Raw genomic sequence first — 14,543 nt, 5'->3', positions numbered from 1 at the left:
CACGTCGGCTTTCCCTCGCCGGCGCGCGGGTCGCTGGATACAGTGATGCCGGCCCATCGTTCGGGTACGACGCGGGCGAAACCGGCATCAATTTGCGTGCGCCATTACGACGCGACCGGTGCCGGTCTCGTCCCTAACCACGCGGACATTCCCGTAAGCCTCGTTGCGTTCGAGCAGGGTTGCCACTTGGCGATCCTGCCCGCGGCCGACTTCGAACAGCAGCAGTCCTCCCGGCCGCAAGTATCGAGGTGCGTCTTTGGCAACGCGCATATGGATGCTCAGTCCGTACGGCCCGGCAGCGAATGCCTCACGCGGCTCGTCTATGAGCAGGGAAGCGCGATCGCTCTTGAGGCGCGATTCCGAGATGTAGGGTGGATTGCAGACGATCGCGTCGATTGCTCGTTCCAGCTGCAGAGCCGACAGGGCCCCGAACAGATCGCCTTGAAGCACGGCCATGCGTGAATCGAGGCCGTGATGGGCAGCATTGCGTCGCGCGAGCTCGACACACCCGTCGGTCAGATCGCTAGCCCAGACGCGAGCACCGGGCATGTTGAGCGCAATCGCGCATGCCAGATTACCGGCGCCGCAGCACATGTCGACGACCAGCGGCGCGGAGAGGTGTCTTTGGCGTAGAGCGTCAATCGCGGTTCTGGCAAGCAACTCCGTCTCCGGCCGAGGCACGAGAGCGCCGGGAGTGACCAGCAGCTCGATTCCCATGAACAGCGTGGATCCACGCCCGTAAGCTTCGCCGACATTGATTGTTTCAGCCATTGCCTTCAGACCCCCGTTCCTGCCCATCGTTCAGCCCGGCTCAGCTCGCCGGCCGGCCGCAGACTTCTGCAAATCGCCGGCGAACTGCCTCCAGACCCACCAGCTCAAACTCGTTCTCGGAGACGGGAGCCGCTCCAGTGTACACTTTGACCAGAAGTCGACCAGCCGCCGGCATGGCGCCTATGAGACGGGCGGCATCGCCCGGAAAGACCAGGCTTCGTCCGCCATCGGCGACCTTCCAGCGTTGGTCTACAGCCGCCTGATCATTGATCTGGAATACGACTCGGATCTCGGACGAGGGGGTTTGGGTCCAGGGACTCGCTGCGGAGAGCAACAGCGCGGTTCGATTGGCGTGACAATGGATAGCGAGCGAGGAGGGCGCATCCTTCGAGCCGGACCGTGCGGTCGTTCGCGCGCCGATCTGTGGCTTGTAGTCGACCGGCGATGTCGTTTCGCTCACAATCCAGTTCGGAGTTTGAGGAGCGAGCTGGACCAATCGCTCGGGTGCGACCGCCCCGATCCGCTGGTCGACGCATGTCATGTGCTCCATGCCCTGAAATTGCGCGCATGCCTTCAAGCGATCCGTCGCGTCGTCGGCCCACGCGCAGTCGAGATGCGCCATACCCACGAGCACGCAGGCTACGAGGGTATCGAGGCGCGTCATCGCGACAAGCCGACGGTCGCGCTGGATGAATGATCGAGCCATTCCTGCGCTGGGCCAAATCGGGCCAAGCTCGGGACACCCGCGCGGAGATTCACGTCCTTCCATTTCGGATCGAAGCCGGCGGATTGCAGCCGGTCGAGTCTTCCGAAAAGGTGATCCACGAAGCGCGCCATCCGCCGGTAGCGATCGCTCTGTGGTTGCCAATTGTACGCGGCAAGAATTGTAGGAACGGCAATGGTTGGAATCCGCGTGCCGTTCGGAACCAGGTTGGGATAATCCTTTGCATCAAGGAATGACGGAAGATAGTAATCCTCAAATCGGGGATCATATTCGATCGGCAGGAACTTGAAGCCATCGTCCCAACGACCTTTCAAGAATGCATCGACTGGCTTGGACGTGATGAAGACGACCGCTGCAATTTCTCCATTCTTCATCTGTTGCAATGCGACCTGATGGGGAATGAACAGTTTTTCGACATTCAATCCCAGCCGGCTGAAGATCAGCGGACCAGAGTAGGCGGCCGCCGTACCCTGGGTATTGAAGTTGACTTTCTTTCCCTTGAGGTCATCGAGCGACTTGATCTCGGGACGCACGAAGACGTGCAGCTCGGCCGGGAAGAGGTTGAGCACATAGACGATTCGCCGTTCGATCCCCGGAACCTGTGCCTTGTACTCGTCAAGCGCGTCGGTGTTGATGATTGCCGCATCGACGCCCCTGAGGTAGAGCAGCGAATTGACGTTCTCGGTCGCGCCTGTCGTCACGATCGGAATGACGTGCAGCTTGTCCTCTTCATTGACGACCCGGGCGATCTCTGCGGCGAGCCGAAGCGGCGCGCCCTCAATGAGCCCTCCGGCGAGCCCGACCGTCCACGCGTTGATGCGCTCCTTTGCGATCGTGTCGGCGGTTCGTGCCGCGCTTGATGCCGGCGGCGGCTCGCGGGGCGGGCGAGATTGGGCACTGGCGGTCAGCTGCAGGCCGAGCATCGCCAGCACTACCGTGAATGCGAGCTTGTTCAAGAACATGAATCGCTCCCCCTTTTTGGGCTGCCTTCCCAAGGCTCACTCGCCAGCTATCTGAGTCCCTTGATCCGTCCGTCCGCATCGCGAATGCCGCCAGCCCGAGCTCGTTCATACAGCTCGCGCGCTTTCGCCGAATCGCCGGTGACGCCGCGGACGTCCCAGGATTGCAGCATGTGAGGATCGTAAGTTTGGGCCAGCATGAAGGCAGCCTGTGCGCTGCCATGCGTTAATACATATTCGAGGAGCCCACGGGCGCCGTTGATGTCCGCTTGGCGGAGCAATGCGCTGGCACGGGCGAGCAGTCTCTCCTCGTTGGCCAGTGGCCGCGGTGCCGCGCTGACAGCGGCCGTTTGCTCCGTCTGGTCAGACGGCGCAGAGCCCATTGTGAGCTGCGCATTCGGCGGCGTTGCGGCAGAAGCTGGAGGCTTGGGCGCGGGTAGAGCGGGCGTCTGGACGACACTTTGGATGGGCGCGCGGCCCTGGTCGCCACGCGAGAGGGCGAGCACATCGGCGAAAGCGTTCCACGCTGCAAGTTGATCCCGGGCGGATGCAAACGTCGCGGACGGTGCCTTGCCGCCTCCTGCTTGCTCCTTTTCGCGCTTGGCTTGGGTCTTTGCGGCAGCCTCGGCGGCGCGCGCCGCATCCGACGCTTCAGCACGCGCCGCATCGCGCTCATTCCTCAGCGATGTCGTCTCTCGCGCGAGCGCGTCCGCACGGTTTCGTTGCTGCTCGAGATCGCGCTCCAGCACCCGCTGGTGTTCGCCATCGGCGGCGAGGTGGGCCGTCAGTTCTGATGCCGCAGTTTGTGCTGCACGGAGTTCGGCCTGAGACGAGTCCAGCTGGCGGGCCGCGCTATCTGCCCTGTCTCGCTGCTTCTCAAGCTCGCGTCTCAGCGCCTGCTTTTCAGCGGAATCTGCAGCATTGATCTTGACGGTCTCGGAGGCCGTAGTCCGGAGAGCGCTGAGTTCATTGATGAGAGCCTCAGTCTTATCCTGCTCCTGCTTCAGTTCTCGCTCCAGAGCTTGCCTCCGTTCAGTCTCCCTCGCAATGGAATTCGTGGCCTCGGATATTGTGTTGCGAGCGCCGTCCAGCTCTGAGCGAAGCGAAGCAAGCTGGAGTGCAAAACGCTTCGCTCCGTTCCGTCGGTCGAGTGGACATTCCTGCTTGACTTCCATTTCGGACGCTTGCATCGCCTTCGAAGCCGCGACTCGTGCGACATCGAGTTCTGCTCTCAGGAACGAGAGCTCACGCGATAGAGTGCTCGTCTTTTCCCGTTCCTGCTCGAGTGCCTGCGTTTGCTGGATTCCGATCTCGATGGCGCGGGCGGTGTGCGTCTGGATTTGCCGCGCCGCGTCCAGCTCCGCTCGGACCGAAGCCAATTCGCGGGCAAGCTGTTCCCTGCGCTGGCGTTCCTGATCCAGCAGTAGTTGCTGATTGATCCGCTCTGCTTCTGACGCACGCTGAACTGCGCCACGGTCGGCCGGTAGAGACATCGTGTCCGGCGGAACGGCACCGGCCTCAGCAGGTGCGCGTTGCTGCTCCTTCGTCGTTGCTCCTTGCGCGGCTGCCGCGGGCCTTGGAGCGGGTTGCGGCGGGGCAGGTTGCGTCTTGTCCACGCGTTGAGCGAAGATCTGCGTTCGTTCGACCTCTTTGATTGGCTTTCGTTCGCCCGTGCCCGTCGATTGATTGAATGCCGCTGCTGCGACGAACTGGGCGCTGCCCTCTTGTTCGTTCCAGGACGCAGCAGCTGCCGTACCAACCAGAAGCGGCACAAGGCAGATGACCGGGATCACCATGAAAGCACCCACGCTTGCGTGCCTATGCAAGCGGTAAGCGAGGTCGAACAATCCGCGTCCGCGGAATGGAAGCTGCTCGCGCCGGGGCCAACGCACAGCAATCATCGCGGTCGCTCTTCTTTTCAACAACTCGGATCTCTGCGCCCCCATCACTACAGCCCAAATGAAAATGCTTGGTAGGGATCATGGCTTGGTAGTCATGACACCGCGTTCACCGACGTACTGTCGAGATCGCAGTCGTAGTAGCCAGAACGGATTAGAAGGAGCGGCAATGGGTATTAAGTAGATGAGAACGGACCGTTGCTCGAAGCGTCTTGACCCCGCCGACCGCTTAAATAGCTTGCGATGTGCACGGCTCATCACACGCGCTGGGAGCAAAATATGAGCAGATCATTTGCCATTCTTGCCGGCGTCGCGGCCTTCGGACTGATCCTCGCAAGCGGCATGGAAACTCACGGTTCTGCGCAATCGCCGTTCTCCAGCAAGAATCCCAGCCTTTCGGTCAGGAATGCAAATGCCAAGATATCGAATGCGACGCCACGGACCGAGCGTCCGCATCGGCTTGTCATCCATGTCGACGTCAACGATCCCGCGGTGATGAACCTAGCCCTCAACAACGTCAGCAACGTGGCTCAGCACTACAGCGACCTCAATCAGAAAGTCGAAATAGAAGTGGTCGCGTACGGACCGGGACTGCACATGCTGCGCGACGACACGTCCCCCGTCAAAGGGCGTGTTGCAGCGATGAGCGAGACCACTCCCGGACTGACGTTCTCGGCATGCGGAAATACGCGCGAGAACATGACGAAGACCGAAGGCAAAGACATTCCTCTGATTTCGCAAGCCAAGGTCACCAAGTCCGGGGTGGTCCGCCTGATCGAGCTTCAAGAGCAAGGCTGGAGCTACTTGCGACCCTGACGGAACGATCGGTCTGTACGGTGCTGTCCTGACAGGACGGTTGGTTTGAAAGCACCTCGCATCAAGAGTTGGAAGCCGCAATCGCGCGCTCGATGACAGGCCGGTTGACCGAGAGATGTGGCTCGATCACCAGATCAAGATGTCCGCCGGCGATCGGAATCACATCCAGCTCTTCGAACAGGGCGTCCCATCCAAGGCGCGGCGTTACTCCTGGCCGATGACAGGCGAAGACCGTTCCCTTGATGGGCAGACGGGGTTTGGTGTCGGAAACCCAGCGCCCGAATGCCCGCATCCGCAGGAGTTCCTCGAGTTCGAGCTTGAGCATGAAACGTGTGCTTGCCAGGCGAGACCACGTGATGGCGTCGACGAGGCTGCAGAATCGAACCTCTTGGCCCATTCGGGTGGCCAACTTCGCCACTGAGCGGCAAAGCATGCGGTAGATGGTCATCCGGTGGGATCGGATCCGCTGCATCGTGCGCGAAAAGGCTTCGCGGTGATTTGCCCTGCGCGGACCCACATTGGTGTCGAGTATGCCCAGAAACTTGACTGCACGGCCCTGTTCGATCAGTCGCGCGGCAACTTCGAAGGCGACGCCGCCGCCCAGGGAATAACCGATCATTCGAACGTCGCCACGCGGTTGGGCCGCATTGATCTGTTCGACGGCCAGCGCAGCCATCTCCTGGACGGAATCGCCGCCTGCGAGGCTCCAGCTCAGGTCTGGATAACGAATCGGGATGACGCGTGCCACCTTGCTCAGCTGAGCGCCGAACGCGGCCATGCTCGGGCCGTATCCCATGGAGCCAGGCAGTATGACAAGAGCCGGCACAGTCGGATGGTCAAGAGGCTGCCGCGCTGGTTGGTCGACCGTGGCGACGGCCTGGACCATGTCGTCAGCCGTCATCTCCACCGTGAATGCTTCCATGCTGAGTTCACGGCCGATCAGCTCTTCGAGATCCATGACACAGCGCAGGAGCTTCAGGGAATCTCCGCCGGCCTCGTCCCAACGTCCGACGGCTTCCTGTGCGCCCAGGATACTGCTCCACACCTGTTGCACGACCCTGTGCGCCTCGGCCATTTTCTGCGCGGTCGGCACAGGCATGGGCGGGGTCTTTTTGGTCTCCGCATCGAGCAGCTTCAGCCGGGCGTGATCGATCTTTCCTCCGGGAAGGCGGGGAATCTCTGGTACCTCGTGCAGCCTGGTGGGATGCAGGGCCGCGGGAAGAACCTGTCGGATCGCATCGCGAATGTCGGTCTGGAAGTGCGGCCTGGGTGGTTTGGCCGGCGATACGAAAAGGATCAGCTCGTTCGCGTCTGACACGATGGCGACGGCGTCCTTCACATAGGTGAGCTTGCGCAGCGCACTCTCGAGCTCGGCGGGCTCAACACGCTGACCATTGATCTTGAGCTGGCGTCCCTTCCGTCCGACGATGCGCACCAGTCCTTGGGGATCCACGACCACCAGGTCGCCGGTCCGGTAGATGCGAGCCTTTGGGTCATCCGGGGCGGGCAATGCCGGCGAAAGCAGTCCGCCTTCCCAGTATCCGAGCATGACGTACCTGCTCTTTATGACCAGTTCTCCGACCTCGCCGCACTGGACCGATTTTCCACGTTCGTCGACCACGGCATAGGATATGCCGGGAAGAAGGTAACCAACTGGGACGCTGACGCCATCCTCTCGCCATTCCTTGGGAAGAAACCACTGCGTGCCGGTGGTCTCGGTCGACAAATAGCTGACCTGAATGAAGCAACTGGGCTTCACCGCCTTTCGGACGAGCCCAATGTCGGTCCACAACACCTTCTCGCCGCCAATGCGAACGATGCGAAGCGAATCGAAGTCGCCTTGCCGGCTGGCGGTGATCAGCGCACGAGCCAAGGCTGGTACGACGTAGGTGATCGTGACCTGTTGAGCGGCGATCTGACGAAGAACGCCGCGCAACCCGAGCGCCTCGACGTCGACGATGTGAAGTCTTGCTCCCGTCAATAGTGCGGACAGCATTTCTCGGCAGCCGGCGATCGTGGTGGGGCCGCTCAGAGGCATGAAGACGTCATCGGCACTGATGTGACATGCATCCACGTATTGCTGAACGCGCTGGAGCAGATTGCGTTGGCTATTCACGACACCTTTCGGCGTTCCAGTGCTACCGGAGGTATAGAGCACTACTGAAGGAGCATCGACCGAAACGCGCGCGTCCGTCGTGATTGCTGCTGAAGCTTCGCAGGCACTTGCGACGTCAAGCCAGAACAGGCCGCATTGCTCGATCCAGTCGGCAGAAGCGCCGGCGCCCTGTCCGATCAATACAGAAATCCGTGCAGTCGTGGCGATGCCCGTCAGCCGCTGAACCGGATCGCGCGGATTGAGCGGGATGAGGGTCCGTCCGACCGCCATGCAGGCCAGCATGGCAATTGGCTGCCAGGCCGAGCTGCGCAATAGCCATCCGACGGCCTCTCCCTCAGGGGTCAAAGCCTCGATCGCCCGGGCCAAGGTCAAGACGCGGGACAGTAGTTGTGAGTACGTGAAGGAATGATTGCCGTCGCTGATCGCGACCTTGTTTGCAAACTTCAGGCTCACCGCGACGAGGTGATCGATGGCAGAGACGCCGGCAAAGTCGGCTCCCAAGGGCGCGAACGATCGATCCACCGGGCCATGCAGGTCGAGCGGTACCTCCGTGGGGCTGAGCCAGCGCAATGTTGCAAAAGATTGCTGTGGGAACGAGGACGGGGACGTCTCGAGGGTGTCGCATGACCCACCAGACGGACATGTCGTGCTAGTTGTCTCAAGCTGCATCACAGGACCCGTTCCATTTCCTGCTTCAACGTATGTTAGTCCAGCCCGGGCTCGCATACTTCGAATGAAGGATGCTGATTTTCGACTGCCGGAGCCCGACGGCACCTGTCCAAGAAGTCCGTACGCACGCCGGGCGGCCTGCCAGGCCGATAGGCTTGTTGCCGTCCAGCGGGCCGGGTGGTCAGCACACGGCCAGCCGTCTCATTTCCGTTGCCTCCAACCGGGTTCGGCGTCACCTGGAGTACGGATGAACGCCGCTATATTCATCCACCGTGCTGCTACTGTTTTGAGGCTGCGAAAGGACAGCCCGAAGCTCGACGCCCATGGCCGCTCTACATCCGGTGACGCAAACTCAGTCGTCCGTCCGCGTGTCAGGACGCACCAGAGCTTGACGCTGGACTCAATGTCCGATGTTCGTGCGAACCGACTCAATGTGCTCTGCACGACGTCTCGGCTCGTGCTTCCGGCCCGGACGGCGAGCAAGACATGATCCGCCCAATAAGCGAGCAGCCGCACTTCAGGCGCCTCGTCCAAAGACGGAGCGTTGATGACGATCAGATCATAGGTCTTTCGGAAGTGCTCGAACAATGTCGCGAGCTTGGGTCCTGCCAGCGGCCCAAGGTGGTTACCCTCGGACAATCGTGACGACACGTAATCGATGCCGAGCTCAGGAATGTGCTGAACGGCCTCGGCTGCCGCTCCTTCATGCGCCCGCAGCTTCAACAGATCCGGAGTATCGCCGGTGGCACGCCGGGGCACTTGAGCGAAATCCATGAACAGCACGCGCTGACCTAGTTGCGCGGAGCAAAAACCGAAACTCCACGCGATGGCGCTCTTGCCTTCACCATGCAAGCTGGATGTCACAAGGACTACGTGCCGGCGCGGTGGCGCGACCGGATCCGCGGCCATGAGAGACACCACGGTGGAACGGACTGCCTTGTTGTATGAGATCGCCGATTCGTCCACGAACCGCCGTGGCGGGGTGCTCAACTCCGGCGGAATCGATGGTACCAACCCGAGGCACGGGATACCCAATGCCTCTGCGGCTTCGGCCTCCGTGTGCAGGCTTCGATCGAGGCGCTTCAAGACCACCGCTGTAAAGCAGGCCAGAAGAGCGAAAACGATCGTGATCGGAGGAACGAGGAGGAAAGGATTCAACGAACTGGGCAAGTCCGGCGGAGACGCTTCCGCGATGACGGTCACGTCCGGTTCGGCAACGACGCCCCTCGTGGTTAGATCCTGCCGCTTCCGTAGCAATGTTTCATACTGCTGCGCCAGGGTGGTGATCTTCCACTCCAACGCCGCACTCTGCGCTGACGAGGTCTGGCTTGAGCGATCCCATTCTGCGTTTGCCATCGACAGTTCATGCTGAACGGCCGCAGACTGTGCGGCGATGGCGTTCAGGGCCTGCTGCTCTACCGTTTGCTTTTGTCTGACGAGCTCGTCAGCGTAGGACCGGGCGACGAGGTTCGCGATGTCGGCGGCTCGTTGCGGATTGGCATCGTTGGCGATGACGCTAATAACTCTGGATCGGCGCTCCTGACTTACTTTCAAACGCCCTTTCAATGCCGCCACCGCCGCGCCGTCGCTCGGTTGGTCTTTCCGGAACGAGAGGAGCTCTCTTATCTTTGACCATGCGGTGCGGAGTAACGAATCCGTTCCTTTTCCCTGCGCCGGCTGATCGAGCATCTTCAGCGCCGGCAGCAGGCGCCGCAGATAGGCATCGGACGACATAACGGTCACGTGGGTGTCGATGGTCGGGTCGTCCGACCCGCCAGTCGGCGCGGCGGCAGGTGCGCCGGCAGTATCTGCTGGTCCGGCGCCCCGGGCGCTCACGACGAGCTGTGCCGTCGCGACATAGGAGGGGGACATCAACAGACTCCAGACCACTGCGAGCAGCGCCCCTGCGCCGATCATCCTCATAATGAAGCGCTTGTACTGCCTGACGCTGTCGAAGACATGCTTGAATGCGGCGATGGTGTCATCGGAACGGGGCTCGTCGGCCCTCGATCGGTCCTGCGGCAGAACTGTGACCGGCAGAATTCGTTTACCTGCGAACGCTTCCATCGCGTGCTCCTTTACTGCGCTGGTTCCATCGCGCCCGCCAGGCGCGACGTCCCGCAGGCAACCGGCGTGTCGAGCCAGGATTGCAGCATGAGGACAGCCCACAGCGCTCGCGAAAAATCTCGGCGGCCGCTAAGATGTTGAAGCCAACAGTCCTGCACGCGCGCTGCGTCCAGGAGATCCTGGTTGCGAAGGCGCGACTCGGACATGAGGTCCGATGCCCACGAACGAAGCGGTCCCTTCAGCCAGGCGCCGACGGGTACGTCAAAGCCCTGTTTCGGTCGCTCGAACAGATGCCGGGGCAGATGGCGGCCTAGTACTTGGCGCAGGAGCCATTTCCCCTGGCCATGACGCACCTTCGCGGAGTTCGGCAGCGACCAGCTGAACTCGACAACGCGATGGTCGAGCAGTGGGCAGCGCGCCTCCAGGCTCGTCGCCATACTGGCACGATCGAGCTTCACGAGAATATCGCTCGGAAGATATCCAAGCATGTCCCGAACGATGAACTCGGACAAAAGATCGTCGAGCGGCGGAATCAAATCCGAATCTCTACCCGGTTGAGCCTGTGTCAACTGCAACTCGGTGAGCTGTGTCGACCTCCGGTACATGCCAGCGATGTCGTCGCTGCCAATGAGGTTTGCCAGGCGATTGATCCGGTCACTGTGCGTCATCCGCTGTAACCAGCCTGGAAGATGAAGCGCCTCGACGACGCTTTCGCGCATACCGCGTCCGAGCAGCGCCACGCCTGATGCGGCCATCGTCCTTATTGGCTTGCTGGAGTTCAGTAGAGGAGCAAGGCGGGCGCACAGAACGTGCCTGGAATAACCGGCGAAGCACTCGTCGCCTCCGTCGCCCGAAAGTGCGACCGTGACTTCCCGCCGTGCGAGCCGTGACAGAAGCAGCGTCGGAATCTGCGATTCATCGGCGAACGGCTCGTCCCAGACGGTTGGAAGCTCGGGAATGACCGCTCTGGCTTCCGCGGGAGTGACGCGTAGCTCGGTGTGGCTGGTGCCCAGATGTCGCGCCACGGCCGCAGCATTGGCCGTCTCATCGAAGGCGCGCTCACCGAAGCCGATCGTGTACGTCCGCACCGGCCGACTCGATTGGGCTTGCATTAGAGCCACGACGGTGGAGCTGTCTATTCCGCCCGACAGGAACAACCCGACCGGCACGTCCGCAACCATGCGGTCGGCGACTGCGGCTTCGAGCAGATGGCTAGCCTGCGAGACGAGGTGTTGGTCCTCCGCCGGCGCCGGCGTCCGACGACCCGCGCGAGCGACATCGGCCAAGGACCACCAGGAGCGCGCGTTCTCCCGCAGCGCTGCCACGTCGCGACAGCCCGATAGATCCGCTGCGCGGATGGACAGGATGGTGCCGGGAGGGAGTTTGAAGACGCCCCGCCAAATACACTGGTCTTCCGGCAACCATCCGCGTGTGAGAAACTCGGCGACGGCCCCCGAGTCGATCTCCCGATGAAAGTCGGGAAATGCAGCAATGGCCTTGAGCTCCGACGCGAACACAAGCGCATGCGGAGTCCGCGCGACATAGAGTGGCTTCTTTCCCATCCGATCGCGCGCCAGATGGAGCATGCGGGTGCGGCGGTCCCACAAGGCGAGCGCAAACATGCCATTGCTGCGCTGAAGCGCCTTCTCGAGGCCCCATCTCTCGATCAGGCCGAGCAAGACCTCCGTATCGCTATGGCCGACGAACTGTTTGCCTTCGCGCTCAAGCTCTCCGCGCAATGCCTTGTGGTTGTAGATCTCGCCATTGAATGTAATGATGAAGCGGCCGCTGCCCGAAAGCATCGGCTGCCGGCCGGCATCGGAAAGATCGATGATGGCCAGCCTCCGGTGTCCGAACGCAACTCCGGCATCCCGATCGCTCCAGAATCCGTCGGCATCGGGACCGCGGTGACGCAGACAAGCCGTCATCGCTCCGATGGCGGTCAGGTCCGCGGATCGAGCAGCCTGTTGCGTCTGAAGTATCCCGGTTATCCCACACATGGCTTAACCTTCAGTGCGTGCATGCGCCCATGATCGCCGATCGAAGCCCAGGACGAGGCCAAGAGTGACGGCAAACCACACCGTCGGATGGCGCAGGATGAAATGGCTGATGCTGAAGACGGCGAGCGCAAAGATGAGGACGGACAAGGCGTCGAGGCGCGCGCGGAGCAGGAGGACAAGCGTGCCCGCGAGCAAGCCGAAAATGGCGAACACGCCTGGCAGCCCGGCTTGAGTGAAGACGTCCAGGATTGTGCTGTGAGCTTCCACCGGGAGTGCGACACCCTTGTCGGTAATGCCGGTTGGTTTCTCCAGGTGCGGTCCGGGCCCAAGGCCGAGTGATCCGGACTCCAGTCCGGCATGCACAGCGTCCTGCCAAAGGCTCAGCCGCAGACTGGCCGTCGCCTTCGTTCCTTCACCGCCACGATCCTTCATCATGCCGGCCGCGAATCCCTCGACGTCATTCGCAGTCGCCACTCCGTAGGGCAGCAGCGACAGTGAAAGGGGAACCATGGCCACCATTGCGAGCGTTGCAGCCGCAAAACGCAGGCTGAAGCGATGTTCGGGTGACGTGAGCCAGCTTCGCAGGCGCAGCGCAAGCAAGAGGGGGATCGAGAGCGACATCGAGATGAGAAATGTATCGCTCTTCGTCAGCCGGCCCACGACGAACGTCGCGATGCAGCTCACTACTGCGACAAGGCGGCCAAATCCTTTGGCTGTCAGGGCCAAGTGGAGCGACAGCGGCGTGAAAACCGCACAATAGATCGCAAGCTGGTTCGGATTTTCGGACCATCCGCGGAATCGATCCCAGTACCATGGATTGACTGAAGAGATGCTGATGTAGTTCCAGCCCAATGCAAATTGCGCGGCCATCGCGATGATCCAGAACCCGATCAGAAACCATAGCGATTGGCGTAGAGCACCTTCGGGTTTCATCGTCGCCGCAACCAGACAGGTGACGGCCGCCACCAGGAGATATGCGAAGATGTCGTGCAGGACGAGCTCGGGATCGACGATTTCCGGACGCAGCAACGCAAGGAATGCCCCGAAGCTCTGAATACAGACAAAGCAGGCCCAGAATGCGAGAAGCCAGAGCAGAGCTGTAGCGTTGCAGACTTTCGGAATGCTCAGGAGATGCAGGCATGCGAAACCGAGCCAGAGGACAAGGCAGATCTCACCGATCCCCAGGGGTACGCCAGGCAGGCGCAGCTGCGATGCTGTCCCAAGCACGAGGCCAAGCGCAAGAAGGGCACTGCCAATCATTGTATTCCACTGCTGCTGTAGGCCGCCACCCCTTCGTCATATGAGTGGCTGAGAGAAAGAAGGTGGCTGTAGAGCTCCGCGTAGCGATCGGCCACGACGTTCAGATCAAACTCCCGCCGCACCACGTTGATCGAGCGTTGACCCATGATCTTGGCGCGAGATGAATCCTGGAGCAGATCGAGGATTGCTGCCGCGAGCGCGGGTGGGTCGCGCGGCGGGACAAGGTGGCCGTTCCAATCCTCGACGACGACATCGTCGCAGCCAGGCATGCGGGAGGCGACGATCGGTACGCCGGCCAGCCCAGCTTCCAGTAGAACGCGAGGAATGCCTTCGCGATATTCGGTTGGAAAGGCAAAGAGGTCGGCGAGGCCCAGAAGCGCGGGAATATCGGATCGGGCACCGGTCGCAATCACATATGGTGCATGCCGTTCAATCAGGTCTTGGTCTATCGCGAACGGGCCCTCACTTTCGCGCGGACCGACCAGCAGGAAGCGAGCTTTTGGCCGGACCTGATGAACGATTTTCGCCGCTTCGAGAAGCGTCGCGATGCCCTTCTGTACGGTAAGTCGACTTACGGTAAGGACGATCTCGGCATCGTGAAGCCCGAGTGCGGCCCGCAGCACTGCAGGCGAAGTCATCCGCGCTCGTGCCGTCTCGAAGGCGGCGCTATCGATTCCCGAACTGCCGATGACCGTTGACAGGCTTTTTCCAAGCAAATGGTATCGCTGGAAGAAGCTCTTGTCGGCCTTGTTCTGGAATACCGTTGCGGCGGTCCAGCAAGCGGCCAGGCGTTGCATGGCAAGATAGAACGGGCGAAAGGCCAGAGCTCTCGGTTGGGTCGAGGAAAAGACCCATCCCATTCCGTTGATCGTGCGCACAACGGGCACGGAGCCACGAAGCGCCAAGGGCGCGAACAGGTTTGGCTTGGTGTCAAACGTCTGGATCACGTCGGGACAAGCGCGCCTTACAACCTGCGCCAGTTGCCCCATCGAAGCGCTGTCGGAAAGACCCACGCCAAATCTGTCGAACTGATATTGATGATAGGAGATGCCATGCTCTGCGAATGCACCTGCTGCACCGGTTCCCGCCGCGCTCACCCGCAGGCCGCGTTTCTGAAGAGCCAGCAGGAAAGGGATTCTCAGGGCGTGATCCTCGCCTCCCACGCAGAGCAAGTGCGGCGCCATATTGGTTCCCTTCGGCTTCACAAGCTCGACAATGTTTTAGTTTGCACGAACAACATCTGCGTCCCGGAAAGGAGGCCGA

Annotated in this window: 10 protein-coding genes; 1 reads left to right on the top strand and 9 read right to left on the bottom strand. The window is 61.3% G+C overall.

Annotated elements, in window-relative coordinates; all coding sequences use genetic code 11:
- Positions 1-87: 87 nt before the first annotated feature.
- Genes ACVWY3_RS16320 through ACVWY3_RS16305 form a run of 4 tightly spaced genes read right to left on the bottom strand, consistent with a single transcriptional unit; the run spans position 88 to position 4,250 of the window.
- A complete protein-coding gene (locus tag ACVWY3_RS16320) occupies positions 88-771 on the bottom strand; it encodes a N5-glutamine methyltransferase family protein (protein ID WP_456839357.1) in 684 nt (227 codons plus the stop codon).
- Between the two features lie 40 nt (positions 772-811).
- A complete protein-coding gene (locus ACVWY3_RS16315; RefSeq protein ID WP_456839356.1) occupies positions 812-1,435 on the bottom strand; it encodes a hypothetical protein in 624 nt (207 codons plus the stop codon).
- Entirely contained in the window at positions 1,432-2,457 is a 1,026-nt protein-coding gene (locus ACVWY3_RS16310; RefSeq protein ID WP_456839355.1) for a TAXI family TRAP transporter solute-binding subunit, read from the bottom strand. Before ACVWY3_RS16310 ends, ACVWY3_RS16315 begins: the two co-directional genes overlap by 4 nt.
- A 47-nt stretch (positions 2,458-2,504) precedes the next feature.
- A complete protein-coding gene (locus tag ACVWY3_RS16305) occupies positions 2,505-4,250 on the bottom strand; it encodes a hypothetical protein (RefSeq protein WP_456839354.1) in 1,746 nt (581 codons plus the stop codon).
- Positions 4,251-4,595: 345 nt separating this feature from the next.
- Here ACVWY3_RS16305 and ACVWY3_RS16300 point away from each other — a divergent pair, with 345 nt between their 5' ends.
- Positions 4,596-5,168 (top strand): DsrE family protein, encoded by a 573-nt coding sequence (locus ACVWY3_RS16300; RefSeq protein ID WP_456839353.1) that lies wholly within the window; start codon positions 4,596-4,598, stop codon positions 5,166-5,168.
- 61 nt (positions 5,169-5,229) lie between these two features.
- Here the strand turns inward: ACVWY3_RS16300 and ACVWY3_RS16295 are convergent, their stop codons facing one another.
- The 5 genes from ACVWY3_RS16295 to ACVWY3_RS16275 all read right to left on the bottom strand — a co-directional run bounded on the left by ACVWY3_RS16295 (position 5,230) and on the right by ACVWY3_RS16275 (position 14,464).
- On the bottom strand, positions 5,230-7,854 hold the full coding sequence (locus ACVWY3_RS16295; RefSeq protein WP_456839352.1) for an AMP-binding protein: 2,625 nt from the start codon (positions 7,852-7,854) through the stop codon (positions 5,230-5,232).
- A gap of 300 nt (positions 7,855-8,154) precedes the next feature.
- On the bottom strand, positions 8,155-10,020 hold the full coding sequence (locus tag ACVWY3_RS16290) for a hypothetical protein (protein WP_456839351.1): 1,866 nt from the start codon (positions 10,018-10,020) through the stop codon (positions 8,155-8,157).
- A gap of 11 nt (positions 10,021-10,031) precedes the next feature.
- A complete protein-coding gene (gene asnB, locus ACVWY3_RS16285; RefSeq protein WP_456839350.1) occupies positions 10,032-12,020 on the bottom strand; it encodes an asparagine synthase (glutamine-hydrolyzing) in 1,989 nt (662 codons plus the stop codon).
- Positions 12,021-12,023: 3 nt separating this feature from the next.
- A complete protein-coding gene (locus ACVWY3_RS16280) occupies positions 12,024-13,280 on the bottom strand; it encodes an O-antigen ligase family protein (protein WP_456839349.1) in 1,257 nt (418 codons plus the stop codon).
- Positions 13,277-14,464 carry a glycosyltransferase gene (locus tag ACVWY3_RS16275; protein ID WP_456839348.1) on the bottom strand — a complete coding sequence of 396 codons (1,188 nt, stop codon included), beginning with the start codon at positions 14,462-14,464 and terminating at the stop codon, positions 13,277-13,279. The genes ACVWY3_RS16280 and ACVWY3_RS16275 overlap by 4 nt, the downstream gene beginning before the upstream one ends.
- Between the last annotated feature and the right edge of the window lie 79 nt (positions 14,465-14,543).

It is taken from the genome of Bradyrhizobium sp. USDA 4486 (genome assembly GCF_054057995.1).
Note: the sequence above shows the minus strand (reverse complement) of the source record. Positions and strands in the feature narration are given on the sequence as shown.

Coding starts and splice junctions, on each gene's coding strand:
- ACVWY3_RS16320 (WP_456839357.1), bottom strand. CDS start 771: ATGGCTGAAACAATCAATGTCGGCGAAGCTTACGGGCGTGGATCCACG.
- ACVWY3_RS16315 (WP_456839356.1), bottom strand. CDS start 1,435: ATGACGCGCCTCGATACCCTCGTAGCCTGCGTGCTCGTGGGTATGGCG.
- ACVWY3_RS16310 (WP_456839355.1), bottom strand. CDS start 2,457: ATGTTCTTGAACAAGCTCGCATTCACGGTAGTGCTGGCGATGCTCGGC.
- ACVWY3_RS16305 (WP_456839354.1), bottom strand. CDS start 4,250: ATGGTGATCCCGGTCATCTGCCTTGTGCCGCTTCTGGTTGGTACGGCA.
- ACVWY3_RS16300 (WP_456839353.1), top strand. CDS start 4,596: ATGTGCACGGCTCATCACACGCGCTGGGAGCAAAATATGAGCAGATCA.
- ACVWY3_RS16290 (WP_456839351.1), bottom strand. CDS start 10,020: ATGGAAGCGTTCGCAGGTAAACGAATTCTGCCGGTCACAGTTCTGCCG.
- asnB (WP_456839350.1), bottom strand. CDS start 12,020: ATGTGTGGGATAACCGGGATACTTCAGACGCAACAGGCTGCTCGATCC.
- ACVWY3_RS16280 (WP_456839349.1), bottom strand. CDS start 13,280: ATGATTGGCAGTGCCCTTCTTGCGCTTGGCCTCGTGCTTGGGACAGCA.
- ACVWY3_RS16275 (WP_456839348.1), bottom strand. CDS start 14,464: ATGGCGCCGCACTTGCTCTGCGTGGGAGGCGAGGATCACGCCCTGAGA.